This window comes from Streptomyces sp. NPDC021562 (assembly GCF_040640875.1).
Classification (GTDB): domain Bacteria; phylum Actinomycetota; class Actinomycetes; order Streptomycetales; family Streptomycetaceae; genus Streptomyces.
In genome coordinates, this window is sequence record NZ_JBFACN010000010.1 from 1 (window position 1) to 23996 (window position 23996).

The 23996-nt window shown below is 70.2% G+C and carries 14 protein-coding genes; 4 read left to right on the forward strand and 10 right to left on the reverse strand.

Annotation, left to right across the window (positions count from 1 at the left end; all coding sequences use genetic code 11):
* Window positions 1-47: 47 nt before the first annotated feature.
* The 4 genes from AB0G52_RS17055 to pulA all read right to left on the reverse strand — a co-directional run bounded on the left by AB0G52_RS17055 (window position 48) and on the right by pulA (window position 10531).
* Window positions 48-203 (reverse strand): VenA family class IV lanthipeptide, encoded by a 156-nt coding sequence (locus AB0G52_RS17055; protein WP_165939227.1) that lies wholly within the window; start codon window positions 201-203, stop codon window positions 48-50.
* A gap of 46 nt (window positions 204-249) precedes the next feature.
* A complete protein-coding gene (gene lanL, locus AB0G52_RS17060; RefSeq protein ID WP_361337122.1) occupies window positions 250-3225 on the reverse strand; it encodes a class IV lanthionine synthetase LanL in 2976 nt (991 codons plus the stop codon).
* A gap of 237 nt (window positions 3226-3462) precedes the next feature.
* Window positions 3463-5085, reverse strand: coding sequence for a fused response regulator/phosphatase (locus AB0G52_RS17065; protein ID WP_132886400.1), 1623 nt, complete (start codon window positions 5083-5085; stop codon window positions 3463-3465).
* Between the two features lie 73 nt (window positions 5086-5158).
* Complete coding sequence (pulA, locus tag AB0G52_RS17070; RefSeq protein ID WP_361337124.1) at window positions 5159-10531, reverse strand: pullulanase-type alpha-1,6-glucosidase; 5373 nt, start codon at window positions 10529-10531, stop codon at window positions 5159-5161.
* A 212-nt stretch (window positions 10532-10743) separates the two neighbouring features.
* Between pulA and AB0G52_RS17075 the strand changes: the two genes are divergently transcribed.
* Window positions 10744-12813, forward strand: coding sequence for a carbohydrate-binding module family 20 domain-containing protein (locus tag AB0G52_RS17075; protein WP_361337126.1), 2070 nt, complete (start codon window positions 10744-10746; stop codon window positions 12811-12813).
* 57 nt (window positions 12814-12870) lie between these two features.
* Here AB0G52_RS17075 and AB0G52_RS17080 read toward each other — a convergent pair whose 3' ends face one another.
* The gene (locus tag AB0G52_RS17080) at window positions 12871-13647 is read right to left on the reverse strand and encodes a glucose 1-dehydrogenase (RefSeq protein WP_132886403.1); all 777 of its coding nucleotides are present in this window, start codon (window positions 13645-13647) and stop codon (window positions 12871-12873) included.
* A gap of 87 nt (window positions 13648-13734) precedes the next feature.
* On the opposite strand from AB0G52_RS17080, the gene AB0G52_RS17085 reads away from it, so the two are divergent.
* A complete protein-coding gene (locus AB0G52_RS17085) occupies window positions 13735-14637 on the forward strand; it encodes a helix-turn-helix domain-containing protein (RefSeq protein WP_132886404.1) in 903 nt (300 codons plus the stop codon).
* Here the strand turns inward: AB0G52_RS17085 and AB0G52_RS17090 are convergent.
* The 5 genes from AB0G52_RS17090 to AB0G52_RS17110 all read right to left on the reverse strand — a co-directional run bounded on the left by AB0G52_RS17090 (window position 14613) and on the right by AB0G52_RS17110 (window position 21302).
* Window positions 14613-15986, reverse strand: coding sequence for an alpha-amylase family protein (locus AB0G52_RS17090; protein ID WP_207921606.1), 1374 nt, complete (start codon window positions 15984-15986; stop codon window positions 14613-14615). The two genes, AB0G52_RS17085 and AB0G52_RS17090, sit on opposite strands and share 25 nt — an antisense overlap.
* Window positions 15987-16124: 138 nt before the next feature.
* Entirely contained in the window at window positions 16125-17789 is a 1665-nt protein-coding gene (locus AB0G52_RS17095; protein ID WP_361337264.1) for a glycoside hydrolase family 13 protein, read from the reverse strand.
* 210 nt (window positions 17790-17999) lie between these two features.
* Window positions 18000-18908 carry a carbohydrate ABC transporter permease gene (locus AB0G52_RS17100; RefSeq protein ID WP_132886405.1) on the reverse strand — a complete coding sequence of 303 codons (909 nt, stop codon included), beginning with the start codon at window positions 18906-18908 and terminating at the stop codon, window positions 18000-18002.
* Window positions 18909-18921: 13 nt separating this feature from the next.
* A complete protein-coding gene (locus AB0G52_RS17105) occupies window positions 18922-19926 on the reverse strand; it encodes a sugar ABC transporter permease (RefSeq protein ID WP_132886406.1) in 1005 nt (334 codons plus the stop codon).
* 101 nt (window positions 19927-20027) lie between these two features.
* Window positions 20028-21302 carry an extracellular solute-binding protein gene (locus AB0G52_RS17110; RefSeq protein WP_132886407.1) on the reverse strand — a complete coding sequence of 425 codons (1275 nt, stop codon included), beginning with the start codon at window positions 21300-21302 and terminating at the stop codon, window positions 20028-20030.
* Between the two features lie 383 nt (window positions 21303-21685).
* On the opposite strand from AB0G52_RS17110, the gene AB0G52_RS17115 reads away from it, so the two are divergent.
* Window positions 21686-22723: a LacI family DNA-binding transcriptional regulator gene (locus AB0G52_RS17115; RefSeq protein ID WP_132886408.1), complete on the forward strand. Its 1038-nt coding sequence runs from the start codon at window positions 21686-21688 to the stop codon at window positions 22721-22723.
* Between the two features lie 107 nt (window positions 22724-22830).
* A complete protein-coding gene (locus AB0G52_RS17120) occupies window positions 22831-23781 on the forward strand; it encodes a phosphatase PAP2 family protein (RefSeq protein WP_361337130.1) in 951 nt (316 codons plus the stop codon).
* Window positions 23782-23996: the final 215 nt, after the last annotated feature.

Below are 23996 nucleotides of genomic sequence, written 5' to 3' on the forward strand. Positions count from 1 at the left end.
TCCGGGCGGGGGCCGCCCGAGGGCGGCCACCGGCCGGAGTGTGTCGGCTAGGCGCAGCTGATGCCCACGCAGACGGTGTTGAGCAGCGTCAGCAGGCCGACGCACGCGCAGGTGCCCGAGAAGGACGCTCCGTCGAAGTCGACCGGGTCCGTCTCCGGAAGGGCGTGCAGTTCGGCCAGCAGCTCGAGGGCCTGGTTCTCCATGACTTTCTCCTTCTGTGAGCGGTTGCGGCAGGTGGGTCCCTGTCGCTCATCCCGGCTGCTGGACGTACCAGTGCCGGGAGTCTGTGGGCCGGGAGTCCGGGTGGCGGGTCCTCAGGAGGAACGCCAGGATTCCGGCGGAGCCGTCGCTCCAGCTCGTCGAGACGTCCCCGTATTCGTTGGGGAAGACGACGTGGCGGTCGCGGTGAGCGCGTTCGGAGACGATGAGGCGGGCCAGGTACGCGGCCGCCGCCCGGTGTTCGGGGTCCCCGGTGGCGTCGGCCAGGTCGAGGAGGAAGTCGCCGTTGCCCGCCAGCCCGTGGCACTGGGCGAGGGCGGCGCGTGAGGCGCGCTCCACGACGGCGCCCGCGGCGCCGCGGGCGAGATCGCCGAATCGTTTGTCCCCGGTCCGCTGCCAGAGCCGGACGAGGAAGGAGCCGATGCCGGCGGAACCGTGGCACCAGTACGGGGCCGTGGGCGGGTCCGTGGCCTGGGCCGGCCACTGGGCCGCCCGGCCGACCAGCACGGCGTTGGCGACCAGGTGCTCTCCCGCGGCCAGGGCGAGTTCCAGGTGTTCCGGCCGCTCGGAGACGGCCGCGGCGGCGAGCAGGAAGCAGCCGATGCCCGCCGTCCCGTGGGCGAAGCCCAGGTAGCGTTTGCCGGCCTCCTCGACGACCGCTTCCGCGGGGACCGGCCAGCTCACGCCGGACGGTTCGGGTTGTGCGGCGGCGGCCAGCCGGTCGGCCGCTTCGACGACCAGCGCGGCCAGGCGCGGGTCGCCGGTGCGGTGCCAGAGGTGGGCGGCGGCCAGTCCACTGCCCGCGCAGCCGTGGGTGATGTCGTGGCTGGGGGTCGGCTCCAGCGGGGCCAGGGCCAGGGCGAGCGCGTGGTCGGTGAGCGCGCGGTCGTCGACGGCGCGTCCGGCGTCGTACAGCGCCCAGGCGATGCCGCGGCCGCCGAAGTGCAGGCCGGGACGGATGGCACGGGTACCGGTACGGGCGACGATCCAGTTGCCCGCGGTGGAGATCAGGTCGGGCAGGCGGGGGTCGCCGGTGAGCTCGAAGTACCGGGTCAGGACCGCCAGGACGCCTGCCGCGCCCTGCTGCACGGTGCAGGGGTCGGTCTCGCCGGCCAACGTGGACACCGGCCACAGCCGCCGGTCGTCGGCCGGGTTCATGGTGTCGACGAGATGGTCCACCATCCCGGCGATCGCCACCTGCACCGCAACATCCAGCCCCTCACTCCGCCCCGACCGGACCGCGAACTCCGGTACGGCGGCGGGGAGCGTCGGTGCAGCCGAGGAGTCAGGTCGGGCCGCGAAGTCCGATCCGGCGGCGGGGTGGGCCGGCCCCGCCGCAGGGTCCGGCCCCGCCGCAGGGTCCGGCCCCGCCGCGGGGTCCGATCCGGCCGAGGAGTGCGCCGGTCCGGTCGCAGGGTCCGGTCCGGCCGAGGAGTCCGGTGCGGCGGCTGGGTGGGGCGGTCGGGTCGTGGGGGGTGCCTGTTGTTCCGGTTTCGGTCGGTCGGTGGTCGCGGAGGCCGGTGTGGTCGGGGGGTGTGCCGGAGGTGTCGGTTTCGGCGGGGTGAGGGTGGTGCGGGCCCTCGTGGGGGTCCAGCGGTTGGCCGGGTCGTCGCGGGTCAGCCCGAGGATCGTTTCGGGTACGCCGGCCGGGAGGTGAAGCGTTTCGTCACAGGCCGTCAGCCATTCGGCGAACCGCTGCTCGGCGGGCCTGGTGTCCGGTTCCTCCGGCAGCAGGTTCGGCACCTTCCCGGCGAGCACGAAGCAGACGGTCGCGCCGAGGCTGTAGTAGTCGGCCGTCGGGGAGACGGGCGCGCCCACCAGGCGCTCGGGGGCGCTGAAGCCGGGCGTCCCCACGGTGGTGGGGAGCGGGGCGTCGTCCTTCAGGACGGCCAGCTCCAGGTCGATGAGGCGCAGCTCCCCGTCGGGGCGGACCATGACGTTGCCCGGGGTGAAGTCCCTGAGCACGCAGCCGTGGGCGTGGGCCGCGGCGACCAGCTCCACCAGCCGCCCGGCCTGGACGAGCGCGTCCGTCCGGTAGCGTGCGCCGCCGACGTCACGGAAACGCTCGGCGACCCAGGTGCGCAGCGGCACGCCCGGCACTTCCTCCTGGGCGAGGAAGAGGTGCCCGCCCGTCTCGAACATCGCGAGCGGCTCCGGTGCCAGTCCGGTGCCCTTGAGCTTCTCCAGCGTCCTGGCCTCGGCGCGCAGCCAGTCGCGGACGTCGGAGCCGGACGCGTCGCCCTCGACGTGCGGCCGGGCCTCCTTGATCACCACGGGTGCGCCGGTGGTGACGTCGGTGCCCCGGTAGACCCCGCCCTTGTTGGTGTGCCGGATCGCTTCCCGTACCGAGAACCGGCCGCCGAGCAGCACCGGTCGCCTGGCCGTCCTCTGCTGCTGCGGCGGCAGCGGTACGGAGGCGGGGAACGGGCTGACGGCCCACGGGGGTGGCGCGTACTGCCCGGTGCGCTTGTCCTCCACGGGATTGCCGTCCGGGTCCTCGATGAACCACACCAGCAGGCCCTGTTCCGAGAGCCGCCGCCGGCCGACGAAGGCGCCGTAACGGTAGTGCACCAGGCTGTTCGGGGCGTAGGGCTGGTCGGACAGGATCCGGGGGCCGGCGAGTCCGGCCGTGGCCCTGTGGAGTGCGAGCGCTATTCGCGCGGCGGCGCCGTCGGAAGGCGGGTAGACGGTGATGAACTTTCCCGAGTTTCCCCGCGGGGTGGCCCGGGAGTTGAGTGCGCTCACCTGCTTCAGCGACCGGACGAACTTGAATGTCGCCTCTTCGTGCAGCAGCACGGCAAGGGCTTTGACGAGAACGTCCGGGGCGGAGGCGGCCGTCGCGGAGACGTGGAGTTTCCAGCCCTGCCGGCGGTGCATACCGCTCTGGTGGGTGAGGCGGCACCACATCTCGTCCGTGTCGGTCGTCCAGCGTGCGCTCGTCCCGGTGTCCTCCAACGCCCGGCTCAGCAGACTTTCGAGGTCGACTTCGGTTGCGTGGCTCGTCATGCGTGTCCCTCCCGACGGTGAGAACCGCTGAAGGGAATATGCGGCCAGTAAGAAGAAATGCACAATACGCGGTCGGCGGAACTCACCCTATTCAGCGAGCGCACGGTGTTATGACGGCCATGTCCGGCGCAATCCGGCGCAATAGAGGCGCACGCCGAATGGAGCGCGATTAAATTGAGCACGAGTTACCAGCGTACTATTTTCTCTTGCCCTTAATCGGGTGCGCCGCGAAAGGCCTCAGCCGGTGAGGCGCAGCGCCAGCAGGGCGACGTCGTCCTCGCGGTCGCGGCCGAAGCTGGTGAGGAGGGTGTCGCACAGGGCGTCCAGGCCGGGCAGGGCGCCGACGGCGGCGGCCCTGAGCTGTTCCATGGAGACCGCGATGTCGACGCCACGGGTCTCGATCAGCCCGTCGGTGACCATGAGGAGCCGGTCGGCGGGGGCGAGCACCAGTTCGGTCGGCGGCGGGTGCGGCAGGCCCACCCCGAGCAGCGGACCGGCCGCCTTGACGTACTCGGCGCTGCCGTCGTCGCCGAGTATCAGCGGCGGGATGTGCCCGGCGTTGGCGACGCGGGTGCGCCCGGTCCCCGGGTCGATCAGGGCCAGGCAGACGGTGGCCGTGACGTCGGCGTGGTAGTGCTGGAGCAGCCGGTCGAGCCGGTCGGCGAGTGCGGCCGGGTCGCTCTCCGCGAGGCAGTAGGCGCGCAGCGCGTGCCGGAGTTCGACCATGACGGTGGCCGCTTCCAGTGAGTGCCCCACCACGTCCCCGACCGCGGTGAGCACCTGGTCGCCGACGCGCAGGGCCGCGTAGAAGTCGCCGCCGATCTCCGTCTCCCGGGACGCGGGCTCGTACCGCACCGCTATGTCGACGCCGGGCAGTTCGGGCAGCTGGTGCGGGCGGGGCAGGAAGCTGTGCTGGAGGGTGAGCGCGACGTGCCGCTCGACCTGGTACATGAGCAGCGGCTCGGCGACCAGCGCGGTGGCCTGGGCCAGCTGGGCGAGCAGCGCCTCGTTCTCGGGGCTGATCCGGCGCTGCCCGCGGGTGGGCGTGGCCAGGCACACCGGCACCTTGCCGTCCTGGGTGAGCAGCAGCGTCAGCCGGGCGTCGTGCTGCACCCCGGGCCGGAAGAACCCGGCGGGCCACTGCGGCGCCGGCACGGTGGTGATCCGGACCCCGGACTGGTTCCGGGTGAGCCGCTTCAGCAGCTCGGCCACGTCCCGGTGGGCGCTCTCGTCCGGCAGCGCGAGGGAGGTGCGCTCCCGGTACAGGCCGCGGTACAGCTTCTCGTTCTGGTCGAGGAAGAAGACGGCGGCGGGGCAGCCGAGGAGCCGGGCGGCGCCGTCCGCGGCGGCGTCGGCCAGCTCCTGGAGGGAGCGGGCCGACTGGATGGTGACGATCGTCTCCGAGAGCTGCCGGAGCCGTCGTACCAGCGCCTGGTCGTCGGCGCGGAGCCGGGCGGCGCGCACCGCGGTCCGGACCGCGGCGTCGATGGTCGCGGGTTCGGCGGGCACCGTCAGGTACGCCTCGGTGCCCGTGTCCAGGCCCGGGCAGCGGTCCCCCGGGGCGACGGGGCGGGCGGAGAAGTGCACGACGGGCAGAGCGGCCATGTGCGGTCGTTCCCTGAGCCGGCGGCACAGTTCGACACCGCTCATGTCCGGCAGCTGCGCGTCCACGAGGACCACGTCGGGCAGGGTGCCCTTGCGCAGCCGTACGTCGAGTTCGCCGAGCGCCTCCTGGCCGCGCGCGACCGCGACGACCTCGTGACCGGCCCGGCGCAGCACGGTGCCGATGGCGTACCGGCTCGCGGACGCGTCGTCCACGACCAGCACGGTCGTCTCTGTCAGCCTGCCGTCGACGTCCATGTCCCCAGCCCCTGGAATACACCGGTGGGGCAGTGCCCGGTGACGGGCCTGCCCCACCAACGTAACGCCACTCTCACGTGGTCCGGGAGAACACCGCCACCGTCCGTCCCGGAACGGAGAAGGTACCCGTCTTTTGCGCGTAGGAAGCGTGCTTGACGACGGAATCCGCGCCGGACGCCTGCACCGGGTGCAGCCGGTAACCGGTGCCGGCCAGTGCCGCCACCCGCTGCTCCTGCTGCCCCGGCGTCGCGTTGAACACGACGACCAGGTCACCGAGTTCCATGGTGATCACCCCGGGGGTCTCGTCCTTGCCCGACAGCGGGAAGGAGAGCTTCGACTGCACCTGGCCGGCGGTGTCCAGGGAGAACACGCTCTCGGTCGTACGGATCCTCAGCAGATCGCGGTACGCGGCCGAGGTCCCCCGGATCTGCCCGCAGCCGACCCGCACCGAACTCAGCAGGGGCTTCGCATAGGGCCACTTGGACGCGTTGTCGGCGGCCGGCGGCAGCCCGCGCCCGAAGCCGTTGCCGTCGGCGCAGTTCCAGTGGATGGCGTTGAACCAGTCGCCGCTGTCGAAGGAGTTGCGGTCCAGGGACTTGGAGCGCAGCAGGTCCGTGCCCGCCTGGGAGAGCGAGGGGCCCTGCGAGAGGGTGGCGGTGGCCATCGCCAGCACCTGCATCCGGGCCCGGTCGGACGCGGAGGTGTCCTTCGGCAGCTTGTAGGTGAGCGCGTCGAACAGCGACTCGTTGTCGTGGGCGTCGACGTAGGCGAGGGCGTCGCCCGGCGCGTCCGCGTAACCGGCGGGCGAGCCGTTGTAGTCGACCTCGGCGCCGGTGACCTGCCTGCCGTCGTCGTCGGTGAACCGGTACCGCGCGAGGTTGCCGGTCAGGCCGACCTTGATCAGGTCCTGGTAGTGCAGCAGCCGTGCCTTCTGCTCGGCCTCGGTGCCGTTGGCCGTCGAGGAGTTGGGGTCGGTGTAGAGCCCGGAGGCGAAGCCCTGGACGCCGGGGTCGCCGTCGAAGGGGCTGCCGCCGCGGACGGCGTCGCGGGCGCGGTCGGAGAAGGTGGCGACACCGGTGCCGGCCATGTTCTTCTGGGTGGCCTGCACGAACCGGGCGTCGTCGGCGACCTCGCCGAAGTTCCAGCCCTCCCCGTAGAGGATGATCTTCTTGCCGTCGACGCCGTCCTTCTGCGGGGTCAGCGCGTCGAGCGCCTTCCTGACCGCCAGGATGTTGGCCTTCGGGTGGTGGCCCATCAGGTCGAACCGGAAGCCGTCGACCTTGTACTCCTTGGCCCAGGTGACGACCGAGTCCACCACCAGCTTGCCCATCATGGCGTTCTCGGGCGCGGTGTTGGCGCAGCAGGTGCTGGTGGCGACGCTGCCGTCGGCGAGCAGCCGCTGGTAGTAGCCGGGCACGATCCGGTCGAGGACGGAGGTGTCCGCCTGGCCGGCGGCCGCCGTGTGGTTGTAGACGACGTCCATGACGACCCGCAGGCCGTCCTGGTTGAGGGACTTCACCATCCGGCGGAACTGCACGGTGCGCGCGGTGCCGTCCGGGTCGGTGGCGTACGACCCCTCGGGGACGGTGAAGTGGTACGGGTCGTAACCCCAGTTGTAGGCGTCGGTGGCGGCGGTCTTCGCCACGCACGCCTGCTGCTGGTCGGAGTCGGCCGGGTAGGAGGAGAGGTCGCAGCCGGGGGTGGCCTGGTCGGCCTTCTTCTCGGGGACGGTGGCGAAGTCGAAGACCGGGAGCAGGTGGACGTAGGACGTGCCGGACCGCGCGAGGGCCTTGAGGTGCTCGGTGCCGTCACTGCCCTGGTCGGTGAAGGCCAGGTAGGTGCCCCGGTGCGCGGCCGGGACCGTGGCGTCCGCCACCGAGAAGTCCCGCACGTGCAGCTCCTGGATCTGCGCGTCCTTCAGGGGTACGGCCTTCGGCTTGGGGTAGGTCGACCAGCCGCCCGGTGCGAGGGACCGGTCGTCCAGGTCGACGACGAGGCTGCGCCCGGAGTTCGCGGTGAGGGCGACCGAGTAGGGGTCGGTGACCTTGTTGGTCACGATCTTCCGGACGCTCGGCGCCCAGACCTTCACGACGTACCGGTAGGGCTTGTTCTTCCAGGAGGCGGGGCCGGTGACGGACCAGACGCCGGTGGCGGGGTCGCGGTGCATCGGCCTGAGCGAGCCGTCGAGTTCGAGGGCGACGCTCTGCGCGGTCGGCGCCCAGACCGAGAGGGTCGGCTTGCCGTGGTGGAAGACCGGGCCGAGGGCCGCCCTGGTCGCCGTCGCGTACACGTCGTCCAGGACACCGGCGATCTGCACACCGGTCGCGGCCAGTACCGCGCCGTTCGCGGCCCGCTGGGAGGCGACGAGCTGCCCGCTGAGCGACTCGCGCACCCGGGCGCGGTCGCGCGGGTCGACCGACCAGGCGGTGTAGTCCTTCAGGTACGGGAACCTGGCCTTCTGGGCGTCGGTGAGCGTGGTCCTCGTCAGCCGCAGCCAGCGCTCGTCGTCGCTGGTGAGCGTCCCGTCCTTGACGGCGATCGAACCGTCGTGGGAGTACAGGAGCTGGGTCGAGGCGGCACCGTCGACGCCGTCCCAGGCGACCGTGTCCCGGTCGATCCAGACCGCCTTGGACGTGGTCAGGTCGAGCGCGGCCGCGCTGCCGGCGGGCTGCGGGAGCAGGTGCTTCTCCTGGCCGTTCAACAGCCACACCTCGTAGCCGTCGGATGTGAGGTCGAGGGACTGGTCGGCGGGCAGGTCCTTCGCGTCGCCGTTGTGGATGATGTAGCTGAGACCGGTGGCACCGTTGGTGAGCGGTACCTCGAAGACCGCGCCATAGGCGTCAGTCTTCACCGGCTTCAGCGGGTTCGACCAGTCGGTGGGGTTCGCCGCGCCGGTCCAGACGTGCAGGCCCCAGCCGTCGTAGTTCCCGTCGGCCCGGTGGTAGTGGATGACGGCCTCGGTGGTGTCCTGCGGAGGGTAGTCGGCGGTCGGCTTCTGGGTGAGGACGTCGGTCTTCCCCTGCTCGATCCAGACCTCGCCCGTCTTGGTGACGTCGATGGAGCGGTCGGCGGAGACGTCCTTGTTGCCGTCCTTGTCGACGACGAGGAAGCCGACGTTCGAGGCGCCGGGCTTCAGCTTGACCCAGGCGAAGGCGCCATAGGCGTCGCGGCCGGTGAAGGGGTGGCCCGCGGGCCAGGTGGTGGCCTCGCCGTCGGCGAGGTCGCCCCAGGCGTACAGGTTCCAGTCGGCGTAGTCGCCGTCGGTGCGCCGGTAGTGGACGATCGCGTAGTCGCGGGAGGAGGCGGTGGGGGGCTCGGCGGCGGGCGGGGTGCCGGAGGTGCTCTCGGCGAGCGCGCTGCTCGTGTGCCCGGCCGAGTCGACGACGACCGCCTTGTAGCGCAGCGGGGTGCCGGCCGCGACGTCCGCGGCGAGGGTCTGGGTGACCTTGTAGGGGGCGTGGTCGGCGGAGCCGAGGACCGTCCACTTCCCGTTGCCGACCTGGGCGGCGAAGACGACCCGGTCGAGCTGTCCGCCGGTGACGGCCGCGGTGAGGTCGACGGTGCCGCTGGCGCCGGCGGCCGGGGCGGCGAGGGTCAGGGCGGGGGCGGTGGCGGGCCGGGCGAGGGGGCCCGCGGCCTTGTACACGACGGCGGACTCGGCGGGGACGGTGACGGTGACGCCGTGGTCCTGGCCGGAGGTGAGGGTGCCGGTGGTGCCGTAGAGCGCGCGGTAGCGCATGCCGGCGGAGCCGGTGGGGAAGGTCGCCGTCTTCGCCGTGCCGGCGTTGTTGAAGGCGACGACGTACTCCTGGCCGGTCTTCGCGTCCGTCCGGGTGAACGCGTAGACGCCGGCGCCGTCGGCGGCGTAGCGCTCGGTCTGGACGCCGTCGGCGAGGGCCGGGTTGTCCTTGCGGAGCTTTCCGAGAGCGCTGATCTGCTGGTAGAGCGGTGCGCCGGTGTCGTAGGAGTCACTGGCGGCGGTGCGGTCGGTGCCGATCTCGTCGTCGTCCAGGTAGTCGGCGACCTTGGAGGCGAACATCGTCTGCCGGGCGTCCTTGTCGCCGCCCGAGCCGGTGAAGCCCTGTTCGTCGCCGTAGTAGACGACCGGGTTGCCGCGGCTGAGGAACATCACCTCGTTGGCGAGCCTGTCCTTGGCGAGCAGTTCGGCGTCCGTGGCCTTGGGGTTGTCCTGCTTCAGGAAGTACCCGATGCGGCCCATGTCGTGGTTGCCGAGGAAGGTGACCTGCTCGTAGGCGTTGGCCTTGTCGGTCGTGTACTTGTAGTCGTCGCCGAAGACGCCGGCCAGCTTCTGGGCGCTGCCGCCCTGGGAGGCGTAGGAGCGGGCCGCGTCCTGGAAGGGGAAGTCGAGGGTGGCGTCCAGGCGCCCCTGGGTGACGTAGGGAGACGTGACGGACGTGTCGGCGGAGTACGTCTCGCCGAACATGAAGAAGTTCTTCCGGCCGTGAGCCGCCGCGTACGTGTCGAGTGCGGTCGCCCACTGGGTCCAGAACGCCATGTCGACGTTCTTCACGGTGTCGATCCGGAAGCCGTCGATGGCGAAGTCCTTGACCCAGCGCTCATAGATCTTCTCCATGCCGTGCACGACCTCGGGCCGTTCGGTCCACAGGTCGTCCAGGCCGGAGAAGTCGCCGTAGGTCGCGGACTCCCCGGCGAACGTGGAGTCGCCCCGGTTGTGGTACATCGTGGGGTCGTTGAGCCACGACGGCACCTTCTCCCGGCCGGTGACGACCGGGGTGCGCGGGAAGGAGGCGGTGGAGACGGCCGGGAACTTCTTCTTCCCGTCGGCGTAGTCGGCGTCGTCGAAGGGCCGCCCGTCCTCGGCCAGGTAGGGGAAGGCGCCCTTGGAGAGGTAGTCGTAGGACTTCTCCCGGTAGTCGACGACGTCGGCGGTGTGGTTGGTGATGACGTCGAAGAAGACCTTCATCCCCTTGGCGTGCGCCTTGGAGATCAGGGTCGACAGGTCCTTGTTGGTCCCGAAGTGGGGGTCGACCTGGGTGAAGTCGGTGATCCAGTAACCGTGGTAGCCCGCGGAGGCGTTGCTGCCGGTGCCCTGCACGGGCTTGTTCTTGAAGATCGGCGCCATCCAGATGGCGGTGGTGCCGAGCCCCTTGATGTAGTCCAGGCGTCTGGTCAGGCCCTTGAGGTCGCCGCCCTGGTAGAAGCCCTTGTCGGTGGGGTCGTAGCCGGTGGAGAGCCGGGAGCCCGTCAGGCCTCCCTTGTCATTGCTCTTGTCCCCGTTGGCGAAGCGGTCCGGCATGACGAAGTAGAACTGCTCGCGGGTGTCGTCGTGCCGGGCGGGCTCGGCGGCGAGTCTCGCGTCGGAGGGCGGCGCGGGCGGGGCGGCGGCGTGTGCGGCGACTGGCTGCACCAGCGCGGCGGCGAGGGCGGCGACGGCGACGGCCGCGACCCGTCTGACATGTATCACCGGCATGAACTCCTAGCGACAGCGGCTCTCTTGGATCCGTCCTGGGTCCGACCCCGCGCGACCGTATCGCTAACGAAAGGTTTACAGCAAGAGGCTTGAAACTCACAGCAAGAACTTTCACGGGGCGTATTGACGCGGTGTCTCAACTGCCTCAGTCTCACCGGTTGTTGAAACCTGTCCTGTTCGTATCGGACCTTGTTTCGGAGCCGCACATGACCATCGGACCCCGCCCCCGGGGTGTCCTCCGGCGCAGCGCCGGCGCGGTCGCCGCGGGTGCCCTGGCACTCGCGGGCCTGATCGCCCTGCCGGCCCCCGCCGCGCAGGCCGACACCACCGCCAAGGGCGATGTGATCGCCAACCTCTGGGAATGGAACTGGAACTCGATCGCGAAGGAGTGCACGAACGTCCTCGGCCCGGCCGGGTACGGCGCGGTGCAGGTCGCCCCGCCCTCCGAGTCCCTCAAGCAGTCCAGCTACTACTGGTGGGACGTCTACCAGCCTTACTCGTACACCCTGAACAGCCGCTTCGGCACGGCCACGCAGTTCGCGTCGATGATCTCCGCCTGTCACGCGGCGGGCGTGAAGGTCTACACCGACGCGGTGATCAACCACACGGCCGCCCAGACCGGCACCGGCTACGACGGCACCACGATCACCGACAAGTACGACACCCCGGACTGGGACCCGAGCGACTACCACACCTCGGCCGACTGCCCCACCTCCGACCTGACCATCCAGGACTACTCGAACCTCACCCAGGTCCAGAACTGCGAACTGCTCGGCCTGCCCGACCTCAGGACCGGCGCGGACAAGGTCCGTTCGGGGCTCGCCGCCTTCCTCAACAAGCAGATCGCCCTGGGCGTCGACGGTTTCCGGGTGGACTCGGCGAAGCACATCCCGGCGGCCGACCTGGCGGCCGTCGTCGCCAGGCTGAACACCACCACGTCGGGCGCGGCGCCGTACGTCTTCGACGAGGTCTACCCGGGCTCGACCCCGCAGCCCAGCGACTACTACGGCTCCGGCGACGTCCTGGACTTCACCTACGCGAGCAAGCTGAAGTCGGCCTTCCTGGGCAACGTCAGCGACCTCTCCTCCCTGGAGAGCAGCGGCATCCTGCCCGCGGCCAACTCGGTGTCCTTCGTGACCAACCACGACACCGAGCGCAACGGCCTGCACATGAGCTACAAGGACGGCGACAGCTACAAGCTCGCCAACCTCTTCGAGCTCGCCTACAAGTGGTCGACGCCGACCGTCTACTCCAGCTGGCAGTGGACCCAGAGCGACCAGGCACCGCCGAACTCCGCGGGCTTCGTCACCGACACGGACTGTTCCAACGGCTGGAACTGCCTCGACCGCGACACCGCCGTCGTCGGCATGGTCGCCTGGCACAACGCGGTCGGCAGCGCCGCCGTGTCCGACTGGTCGACCAAGTCGTCCTCCGTCATCGGCTTCGGCCGCAGCGGTGCCGGCTTCTTCGCCGTCAACAACGGCTCGTCGGCGGCCACCTACACCTTCGCGACGGGCATGGCCGACGGCACGTACTCCAACGTGATCGACGGCGGCGCGAGCACGGTCACCGTCTCCGGCGGCAACGCGAGCATCACGATCCCCGCGAAGGGCGCCGTCGCCTTCTACAACTCCTCCTACACCTGCACGGTCGGCTGCGACGGCGGCGGCAGCGGCTCCACCTCCACGGTGACCGCGACCTTCGACGAGTACGCGTCCACCACGAGCGGCACCGACGTCTACGTGGTCGGCTCCCTCGACGCCCTGGGCGCCTGGGACACCTCGAAGGCGGTCCGGCTCTCGTCCGCCGGATACCCGATCTGGTCCGGCGCGGTGAGCTTGCCGATCAACACGTCCTTCACGTACAAGTACATAAAGAAGGACAGCGCAGGCAATGTGACCTGGGAGTCCAACGCGAACAGGGCGGCGGCCACCACCACTTCGGCGCTCTCCCTCGACAACTCCTGGAACGTGGCGAACACCGACGCCACAGACGTCACCTTCGACGAGTACGCCACGACCGACTACGGCACCAACGTCTACGTCGTCGGCTCCCTCCCCTCCCTCGGCTCCTGGAACACCGGCGACGCGATCCCGCTCTCCTCGGAGTCCTACCCGACGTGGCGCAAGCTGGTGATCGTCCCGAAGAGCACGGCCTTCACGTACAAGTACGTCAAGAAGGACTCGTCCGGGAACGTGACCTGGGAGTCGGGCACGAACCGCTCCTACACGACCGGCACCTCCTCGGGCTACACGACCAGTGACACCTGGAAGTAGCGCCCCGGCGAACCGGCCGGCGGGCCGCCACCGGGGGCTTTGCCCGGTGGCGGTTCCTCATGCGCCCGCTCCCCCGTCCACCTGGAGGATCGCGCCGTTCACGAAGGAGGCACGGTCGCTCAGCAGCCAGGCGGCCGCCTCGGCGATCTCGGCCGGGTCGGCCATGCGGCCCAGGGGACTGGTGGCCTCGATGCGGGCGATGACGCCGGGGGTGGCCGCGTCCCAGTCGCGGATCATCTCGGTGAGGGTGCCGCCGGGGGCGACGGCGTTGACGCGGATGCCCTCGGGGCCGTAGGTGGCGGCGGCCGACTCGGTGAGGCTGTTGACGGCGCGCTTGAGGGCGCCGTAGACGGGCAGGACGGGGTTGGCGCGCAGGCTGCCGACGGAGGAGTTGTTGACGATGGCACCGGTGCCGGCGGTGGCCCTGATGGCGGCGACCTGGGCGGCCATGGCCAGCCAGACACCCTTCAGGTTCACCGCGGTGACCTGGTCGAAGTCCGCCTCCGGCAGTCCGTCCAGCGGGCCCGGCGGCTGCCCGACGGCGCCGTTGTTGAAGGCGACGTCGAGGCGGCCGTAGACCTCCACCGTACGGTCGACGGCGGCGCGGACGCTCCGCGCGTCCGCCAGGTCGCACACCGTGTACTCGGCGGTGCCGCCCGCCGCCCTGATCTCCTCCGTGACCGCCTTCAACTGTTCCTCGGTGCGGGCCGCGAGCAGGACCCGGGCGCCCTCCTGGGCGAAGAGCCGGGCCGCCGCCGCGCCGATGCCGCGTCCCGCGCCGCTGATGAAGGCGGCCTTGCCGGCCAGCAGGCCCCTGGTGAGTGTGTTGTCCATGCCTCAGAGCCTGCGGCCGGGCCGCCGGGCACATCCAGGCACCGGCAGTACCTGGATGACGCGGGACGGGCGGCGCACACTGAGGGCGTGGACAGGGAAGAACTGGCGGCGTTCCTGCGCAGCCGACGGGAGCGGATCTCCCCCGCCGAGGTCGGGCTGCCCCGTGGTCCCCGGCGCCGTACCCCGGGGCTGCGGCGCGAGGAGGTGGCGCAGCTCGCGTACATCTCCACCGAGTACTACACGCGGCTCGAACAGGCACGGGGGCCGCGTCCGTCGCGGGAGGTGCTGGGCGGGCTGACGCGGGCCCTGCGGTTGTCGGACGCCGAGCGCGCCCACCTCCACCATCTCGCCGGGGCTCCGCCGGGGCCGCCGCGCGGTCCCGCGCGCGAGGTGCGGCAGAGCCTGCTCGACCTGCTGCGGCGGCTCCCCCAGGCCGCGGCCTTCGTGACGTCCGCGACCTTCGAGGTGCTGGCCTGGAACGACCTGGCGGCCGCCCTCATGGAGGACTTCTCCGCGCTGCCGCCACGGGAACGCAACCTCGTGCGCCGCGCCTTCCTCGGCCCGCGCCTGAGGGGCGGCGGGCCGGACGCGGGCAGCGGGCCGTACGCCGGCGAGCGGCTGTACGGGGTGTCGGACGTGGACGCCTTCGCCAGGCTCTCGGCACAGCGGCTGCGGGCCGCCGCCGCCCGCTACCCCGACTCGCCCGAGGTGACCGGACTGGTGTCCGAACTCCTGGCCGGGAGCGAGGAGTTCAGACGGCTGTGGGAGTCCCACGACGTGTCGGCGGAACCCGCCCTGTGCAAGACCTTCCAGCATCCGGTGGTGGGTCCGGTCACCGTCAACTGCGACGCCCTGGACATCACCGACCGCGACCAGCAGGTCGTGATCTACACCGCCACCCCGGGGTCACGTTCCGAGGAGGCGCTGCGGCTGCTGTCGGTGATCGGGACGCAGCGGATGGACGCTCAGCAGGCCGACTTCCCGGCGTAGATCGCCAGCGCGGTGTCCGAGCCCAGGGTGGCCGTGAACTGACCGTTCGAGTTCACCGTGACGGCGGTGTTGTTCTGCACGTTGCAGTACGTGCCCGCCGGCAGGGAGGTCTGGTAGGTCCGGGTCAGGGAGTTCGGCTCGTGGTTGATGGCGACGTACCCCTTCGCGCCCCGCCCGAAGGCGATCGCGTCGGCGCCGTCGTCCCACCAGTTCGTCATCGCCTGGCCGCGCACGGCGTTGTGGAAGGCGACCATGCGGATGATCTCCGGCCAGGCGTGCTGGCACTTCCAGCCGTCCTGCCAGCAGGCCTTCACGACACCGTTGTTCGGCGGGCCCGCGTCGGCGTCCGACCACTCGTAGCCGGAGTTGATGTCCGGGGCGCCGTACGGGTAGGCCAGCATGAAGACGTTGGCGAGGGTGTAGTTCGCGCCGTCCTTGTAGTTCAGGGTGGAGCCGTTGCGCTCGGTGTCGTGGTTGTCGACGAAGACGCCGGCGACCGAGCTGCTCAGGTAGCCCCAGCCCTCGCCGTAGTTCTTCAGGTAGGCGAGGTTCTCGTCGTTGAAGACGCGCTTGAGGTCGTAGGCGTAGCGGAACTCCTGGACGTCCCCGTTGCCGGTGTACTCGGTGGGCTGGACGGCCTCGCCGGCGCCGTAGATGACCTCCTGCTTCCAGTACACCGAGGGGTTGGTCAGCCGGGTCTTGATGTTGGCGAGGTCCTCGGCCGGGATGTGCTTGGCCGCGTCGATCCGGAAGCCGTCGACACCCAGACCCAGCAGGTCGTTCAGGTAGCCGGCGATGGTCTTGCGGACGTACTCCTCGCCGGTGTCCAGGTCGGCCAGGCCGACGAGTTCGCAGTGCTGGACGTTCCAGCGGTCGGCGTAGTTCGAGACGGGCGAGGTGCAGTCGTCGAAGTCGTAGGAGGAGTAGAGGCCCGGGTAGTCGTACTTCGTGTACGACGAGCCGCCGGTGCCGGTGCCGCTGCCCGCCGACATGTGGTTGATGACGGTGTCGACGACGACCTTCACACCGGCCGCGTGGCAGGTGTTCACCATGTTCTGGAAGGACGCGCGGTCGCCGAGCCTGCCGGCGATCTTGTACGACACCGGCTGGTACGACGTCCACCACTGCGAGCCCTGTATGTGCTCGGCGGGCGGGGAGACCTGGACGTATCCGTAACCGGCGGGGCCGAGGGTGCTGGTGCACTCCTTGGCGACGGAGCCGTAGTTCCACTCGAAGAGGACGGCGGTGACGTCCTTGGTGCCGGGCGGGGAGGCCGACGCGACGGACGGGGTCATGACAATGCTACAGGCGGCCAGCGCCAGTGCGGTGGAGAGGGTCTTACGTGCCATGTGGGGTTCCTTCACCATTGAAGGCTCTTGCAGAAACCTTGCTGAAACCTTGCGGTTGCGCAGATGTTAAGGGCCCGCCACCCAGTTGGGTAGCGGGCCCCGAGAAGTTGCCGCAATAAATTACTGTGTGACGGTCCGTCAGCCGGTCGTCCACCACACCGTCGTGTCGGCCGGCACTCTCGCCTCGCCGTCGGTCTCGGTCAGCTCGCCGCTGGCCAGCAGCACCCTGCCGTACGCCGGGACGGTGACGGACTCCCCGCGGGTGTTCGCCACGCACACGAACTCCCCGCGCCGGAAGGCGAGCACGCCCTCGGGCGCGCGCAGCCACTCCACCGCGTCGCCCGCGCCCAGGTCCGGCTGGGCACGGCGGACCGCCAGCGCGCTGCGGTACAGCTCCAGCGTGGAACCGGCCACCCCCGTCTGCGCCTCCACGCTCAGCTCACCCCAGCCGGCGGGCTGCGGCAGCCAGCTGCCACCGGACCCGAAGCCGTACGACGACCCGTCGCGCGTCCACGGGATCGGCACCCGGCAGCCGTCGCGGAACCCGTCCTGGCCCGCGCCCCGGAAGTACGCGGGGTCCTGGCGGACCTCGTCGGGCAGGTCCACGACGTCGGGGAGGCCGAGTTCCTCGCCCTGGTAGACGTAGGCGGAACCGGGCAGCGCCAGCATCAGCAGGGTGGCCGCCCGCGCCCGGCGCAGACCCAGCTCGCGGTCGCCGGCCAGCCGGATCTGGGTGCCCAGTCCCGGCGGGTTGGCGAACCGGGTGGCGTGCCGGGTGACGTCGTGGTTGGAGAGGACCCAGGTGGCGGGGGCGCCGACCGGGCGCATCGCCTCCAGCGTGCGGTCGATGACCGCGCGGAGCTCGGCGGCGTCCCACTCGGTGCTCAGGTACTGGAAGTTGAAGGCCTGGTGCAGTTCGTCCGGACGGACGTAGTGGGCGGTGCGCTCGACGGTCGGGGTCCAGGCCTCGGCGACGAAGATGCGCTCTCCGGCGTACTCGTCGAGGACCAGCCGCCACTGGCGGTAGACCTCGTGCACGCCGTCCTGGTCGAAGAACGGCATGACATCGTTGCCCAGCAGTTTCAGCTGGTCGGCGCCGCCGAGGTCCGGGAGCCCCGCCGCCTTCACCAGACCGTGCGCGACGTCGATGCGGAAGCCGTCCACGCCCATGTCCAGCCAGAAGCGCAGGATGGAGCGGAACTCGTCGCCGACGGCCGGGTGTTCCCAGTTGAAGTCGGGCTGCTCGGGGGCGAAGAGGTGCAGGTACCACTCGCCGTCCGCCACCCGGGTCCAGGCGGGGCCGCCGAAGATGGACTCCCAGTCGTTGGGCGGGAGCTCGCCGTTCTCGCCCTTGCCGGGGCGGAAGTGGTAGCGGTCCCGGGACGGCGAGCCGGGGCCCTCCGCCAGCGCCCGCTTGAACCACTCGTGCTGGTCCGAGGAGTGGTTGGGCACGAGGTCGACGATGATCCTGAGGCCCAGCTCGTGGGCGTCCCGGATCAGCGCGTCCGCGTCGAGCAGGTTGCCGAACATCGGGTCGACGGCCCGGTAGTCCGCGACGTCGTAACCGGCGTCGGCCTGCGGGGAGGCGTAGAAGGGGCTGAGCCACACCGCGTCGACGCCGAGGTCACGCAGGTACGGGAGTCTGGACCGCACGCCCGCCAGGTCCCCCATCCCGTCGCCGTTGCTGTCGGCGAAGCTGCGCGGGTAGACCTGGTAGATCACCGCGTCCCGCCACCAGTCACGGCGTCGGGCGAGGGTGGTGGTGGTCGGGGCCGGGTCGGCGGCGGAGTGCTGCTGGCTCATGGCGTCCTTGATGCGTCGTAACACGGTCATCGGGTCAGAGGTGGGTGTGGTGTGAGAGGCGGCCGTGGTCACAGCGGGGTCGGATGGAGACCACGACCGCCAACCCGCGCCCGAGGGGCAGCGCCCCGAAGGGGCGCGGGGAACTGCGCGACCAGCCACGACGGCGCCGCACAAGCACGACGGCCGAAGCGGCTTTTTCGGCAACCGGCGTTACCCCTTCGTGCCGCCGGCTGTCAGCCCGGTCACCAGGTTCTTCTGCACGAGGTAGAAGAACACGGCCACCGGTATCGCGATCAGCACCGCGGTCGCCGTCATCAGGTTCCGCTGCGCGTCGTGCTCGCTGATGAAGCTCTGCAGCCCCACCGCGAAGGTGTACTTGTCGTCGCTCAGCATGAACGTGGAGGCGAAGGCGACCTCGCCGAACGCGGTGAGGAAGTTGTAGAACGCGGCGACCGCGAGCCCCGGCTTGGCCAGCGGCAGGATCAGCCGGGCGAACGTGCCGAACGGCGAGAGCCCGTCGACGCGGCCGGCCTCGTCGATCTCGAAGGGGATCGTGTCGAAGTAGCCCTTGAGCAGCCAGGCCGTGTACGGCACGACGGTGGTGCAGTAGACGAGGATCAGTCCGAGGTAGCTGTCGATGAGGCCGAGGTCCGACAGGATCTGGTACATCGGCACGATGAGGACGGCGATCGGGAACATCTGCGTGACCAGGAGCAGCCACATGAACTTCCGGTAGCCGGGGAAGCGCATCCGGGAGACCGCGTAGCCGGTGGTCGAGGCGAGGATGAGCCCGATGACCGTGGTGCCGCCGACGACGATCATCGTCGTCTTGAACCAGTTCCAGAAGCCGGTGTGCTGGAGGACGAAGGAGTAGTTGCTCAGCGTCATCTTGTGCCAGATGCCGCTCGGGTGCAGGTAGTCGTCCTTGTCCGGGCCGAGGGAGAGGAAGATCAGCCAGCCGACCGGGAAGAACGCGACCAGGCTGGCGACGCCCAGGACGCCGTGGGTGACGGCGGTGCCGAGCGGGCCGCGCTCGCCGCGGCCGCGGACGCGGCGGGTGCCGGCCACGGGGGTCTCCTCGGCGACCTGGGCGGAGGTCTGGACAGTGGTCGTACTCATGAGAGCTCCTGCCTCAGATCGCGAGCTGCTGGTCGTTGCGGTTGAGCCAGCGCCGGTAGAAGGAGGTGAAGACGATCAGGATGGCCAGCAGCAGCATGCCGTAGGCGGCGGACTGGGCGAAGTCCCGCGGCTGCTGTCCGAAGCCGAGGTAGTAGGCCCAGGTGACCAGGATCTGCGCGTCGGGGGCGGTGTTGCCGAACAGCAGGAAGATGACGGCGAACTGGTTGAACGTCCAGATGATGCCGAGCAGGACGACCGTGGAGCTGACGGACCGCAGGCCCGGCAGGGTGACGTACCGGAAGCGCTGCCAGGCGCTCGCGCCGTCCATCTCGGCGGCCTCGTACAGCGTGCCGTCGATGGCCTGGAGGCCGCCGAGCAGCGAGAGCATCATGAACGGCACACCGCACCAGGTGTTGACGAGGATCGCCGCGGCCCGCTGCCAGAAGGTGTCCTCCAGCCAGGCGGGTTGCGGCAGATGGAGGAAGTGCAGGGCGCTGTTGACGATGCCGCCGTCGGCGAGCATGAACCGCCAGCCGAAGACGGTGACGAAGGTGGGGACCGCCCAGGGGAGCACCAGGACCATGCGGTAGAAGGTGCGGCCGCGGAACTTCTCGTTGAGGAGCAGGGCGAGGCCCAGGCCGATCGTGTAGTGCAGGGTGACGCAGAGCGCGGTCCACACGATCGTCCACAGGAAGTGGGACCAGAAGCGGTCGTAGGACGTCGGGCCGAACAGGATGTCCTTGTAGTTGTCCAGGCCGATGAACTTGTAGGTGGCGTCGATGTGGTTGACGCCGATGGTGCGGGCGGTGTTGAGGCTGTTGGCGTCGGTGAGCGTCAGGTAGAAGCCGTACACCAGGGGGTAGATGACGAGCGCCCCGAGCACGACGGCCACCGGGGCGGTCATCGCGTAGGCGTACCAGTACTTCTGGTAGTTGTTCCTCAGCCGCTGGCCCAGCCCTGGGCGGGGCGCGCGGTCACCGTGGCGCTGGCCGGTCGCGCGGTCGATGGCGACTGTCATGGGTTCGACACCTTCTGGTTCTTCCGGGATCGGGCTGGGCACAGGCCGGCGGCCGCCGGAGCACTCCCCCCTGAACAGGGCGCTCCGGCGGCCACGCGGGCTTACTTGCTGAAGTCGGGGACGAGCTTCTCGATCCCGAGTTCGGCGGTGCTCAGGCCCTTGTCCAGGGACTCCTTGCCGCCGGCGACCTTGGTGAGCTCGGTGCCGACCGGGCCCCACAGGGAGGAGTACTCGGCGAGCGCGGGGCGCGGCTGGGCGGAGGAGAGGACGGCCTGGTAGCCGGCGATGCCCGGGTCGGCCTTGACCTCGGCGGTGTAGGCGTCGGCGCGGGTCGGCAGGGTGGAGTTCTTCAGGGCGATCTCCGTCTGGGTCTTCGCGGAGGTCATGAAGGCGACGAACTTCTCGGCCGCTGCCTGGTGGGCCTTGTCGATGCCCGCGTAGATGGACAGGTTGTGGCCGCCGGTCGGGGCGCCCGCCTTGCCGGTGGAGCCGGCCGGGACGGTGGCGATGCCGAGGTTGGACTTGTCGCCGAAGGCGGAGCCCTTGTAGAAGTTGGTGATCTCCCAGGGACCCTCGATGGTCATGGCGACCTTGCCGTTGACGAAGGCGTCCTGGCGGTGGGCGTAGGCGTCGGCGGTGGTGTCCGCCTTGTGCAGGCCCTTGCCGGAGTAGAGGTCCAGCCAGGTCTGGTAGCCCTTCTTGGCCGCCGCCGAGGTGATGGTGATCTTCTTGGCGGAGGCGTCGACCATGTCGGTGCCCTCGCCGTAGAGGAAGGGCTGCGTGTAGTACGCGGCCTCGGGGCCCCAGTAGCCGGCGGTCCCGGTCTTGTCCTGGATCTTGGCGGCGTCGGCCTTGACCTCGGTCCAGCTGGTGGGGGCCGCGGTGATGCCGGCCTTCTTCAGCAGGGCCTTGTTGTATACGAGGGCCAGGGTGTCGGTGACCAGCGGGACGCCGTAGGTCTTGCCCTCGTACTGGGCCTGGGTGATCAGGCTGGACTGGAACTTGTCCTTGTCGGCGAGGGCGGCGGTGCCGTCCAGCGGCAGGAAGTAGCCGGCCTTGGCGAAGGCGGGGGTCCAGCCGACCTCGGAGCGCAGCACGTCGGGGGCGCCCTTGCCGGACTGGGCGGCCGTGTCGAACTTGTTCTGCGCCTGGTCGAACTGGACGTCGACGTAGTTGACCTTGATGTCCTTGTTCGCGGCTTCGAACTGCTTGACCAAGGCCTTGTAGGTCGGCGACTCGTTGGTGGCGTTGGAGGTGTCCCACCAGGTGATGGTGACCGGGCCGTCCGACTTGCTGTCGCTTCCGCTCCCGCCGCACGCCGTCGCCGTGAGGGCGAGGGACGCCACCAGCGCGGAGGCCGCTATGCCACGCCGCATGAGTTCTCCTTGAGGGTTAAGCCCGAGTGATGCGGGGGCGGTCCCGTCCACCGTCCCGCTGTCGTGCCGACTGCGCCGTTGCTGCGGCGGCCGGGCGTCAGGGAACGTAACAGCGATGTAAGGCTTGCGAAAGACCTTGCAGCAAAAAAGTGCAAGAGATCTCCGAAGTTATCCGGGCGTGACCTGTCGGCGACCGTCACGAGACGCTTGTTTACGGCGGTAGAGCGGTAAGGCGGCCACTTGTGCAAGACTCTGCAAGCTCTTGCCGTCACGTTTCAGTAGGGAGTGCGATGACGCAGCAGCCCAGGACGGGCCGCCCCCCAGGCCGCATCAGGCGCCCGATCGGTGTGCAAGGGGACATACGGCCGGTACAGTCCAGTGCCGTGACCACACGGCTTGCCGACATCGCAGCGCAGGCGGGGGTGAGCGAGGCGACGGTGAGCCGGGTCCTGAACGGGAAGCCGGGCGTCGCGGCCACCACCCGCCAGTCCGTGCTCGCCGCCCTGGACGTCCTCGGCTACGAGCGTCCGGTACGGCTGCGCCAGCGCAGCGAGGGCCTGGTGGGCCTGATCACCCCCGAGCTGGAGAACCCGATATTCCCGGCCCTGGCCCAGGTCATCGGGCAGGCGCTGACCAGGCAGGGCTACACCCCCGTGCTCGCCACCCAGACCCCCGGCGGGTCCACGGAGGACGAGCTGACCGAGATGCTGGTGGACCGCGGGGTCGCCGGCATCATCTACGTCTCGGGGCTGCACGCGGACACCACCGCCGACATGCAGCGCTACGAGCGGCTGCGGGCGCAGGGCGTGCCGTACGTCCTGGTGGACGGTTTCTCGCCGAAGGTGCAGGCGCCGTTCATCTCCCCCGACGACCGGGCCGCGATGACGCTCGCCGTCACCCACCTCGTCTCCCTGGGCCACACCCGGATCGGCCTCGCCCTCGGCCCGAAGCGGTTCGTGCCGGTGCAGCGCAAGATCGACGGCTTCGTACGGGCGGTGCAGGACCAGCTGGGGCTTGGTGCGGAGGAGGTCGAGAGGGATCTCGTCCAGCACTCGCTGTACACCCTGGAAGGCGGTCAGGCGGCCGCCACGGCGCTGATCGAGCGCTCCTGCACGGCGATCGTCTGCGCCAGCGACATGATGGCCCTCGGAGCGATACGGGCGGTCCGCCAGCGTGGCCTCGACGTCCCCCGGGACGTCTCCGTCGTCGGCTTCGACGACTCCCCGCTGATCGCGTTCACCGACCCGCCCCTCACCACCATCCGCAAGCCGGTCCCGGCGATGGGGCAGGCGGCGGTGCGCACGCTGCTGGAGGAGATCGGCGGTACGCCCGCCCCGCACAGCGAGTTCGTCTTCATGCCGGAACTGGTGGTACGGGGGTCCACCGCGTCGGCTCCGGGGGAGCGCGCCCACCGGGGCTGACCGGGCTCCGATACCTGCGCAGTAGTCGCCACGCCGTAGAACATGCGTCGTGCACCCGACCTTGGGATGATCTGTCGAAGACGTCTTTTCTGGCAGACTCTGTGCCTATGAGTGACTCGACCGTGACACAGCCGGAAGGTCGCGAACAACAGACCCTTCCGCGGACCGTCACGAGCGAGGGCGGACGGCGTCTCCTCGGGAGACTGCGCAGTCCGCGGCGGCCCCGGCTCTGGTTCGAGATCCTGCTGATCGCGGTGAGTTACTGGACGTACTCGCTGATCCGCAACGCGGTACCGGAGCAGAAGGCGCAGGCGCTGCGGAACGCCGACTGGATCTGGCGTACCGAGCACCTGCTGGGCGTCGCCGTCGAGGAGTCGGTCAACCATGCCGTGAACTCGGTGACTTGGCTGATCATCGGCATGAACTACTACTACGCGACGTTGCACTTCGTGGTGACGCTCGGGGTGCTGGTGTGGCTCTTCCGCAGCCATCCCGGCCGGTACGCGGCGGCCCGCCTCGCCCTCTTCGCGACGACGGGGGTGGCCCTGCTCGGCTACTACCTGTTCCCGCTCGCCCCGCCTCGGCTCATGAACGGCGGCCGCTTCGTCGACACCGTGACGGTCCACCACACCTGGGGGTCGATGGCCTCGGGCGACCTGAAGCACATGTCGAACCAGTACGCCGCGATGCCGTCCATGCACATCGGCTGGTCCCTGTGGTGCGGCCTGACCGTCTTCGCCCTGGCGTCGGTGCCCTGGGTGCGGGTCCTGGGCCTGCTCTACCCGGCGGCGACCCTGCTGGTGATCGTGTCCACGGCCAACCACTTCTGGCTGGACGCGGTGGGCGGAGCCCTCTGCCTGGCCTTCGGCTTCACCCTGTCCCGCGGCTGGTACGGCATGTGGCCCTACCTGCTGCCCCGAAGTCCGGCCGGCACGGCACCACCGCCGTCCACCGTCGTGGCCGAGCACCGTGGCACCGAAGAGAAGCGAACCGGCGACGAAACCGGCGCCCCCCAAACAGCCGCAACCCGAATCAACCCACCCCACCCACCCGAGTGACCACCGGGCCTTAGCCCCTCCGACCGCCGCAACGGCGCTCAGCCGATACGGCGGCAACCGGCGGTGCCGCACTCCGCACGGCCCGCCGACCTCAAGCCCACCACCGCCCCCTCACAACAGCCCACCCCACAATCCGCCGCAACCGCGCTCAGCCGAAACGGCGGCAACCGGCGGTGCCGGACGGCCCGCCGACCTCACGCACGCCACCGCCCCCT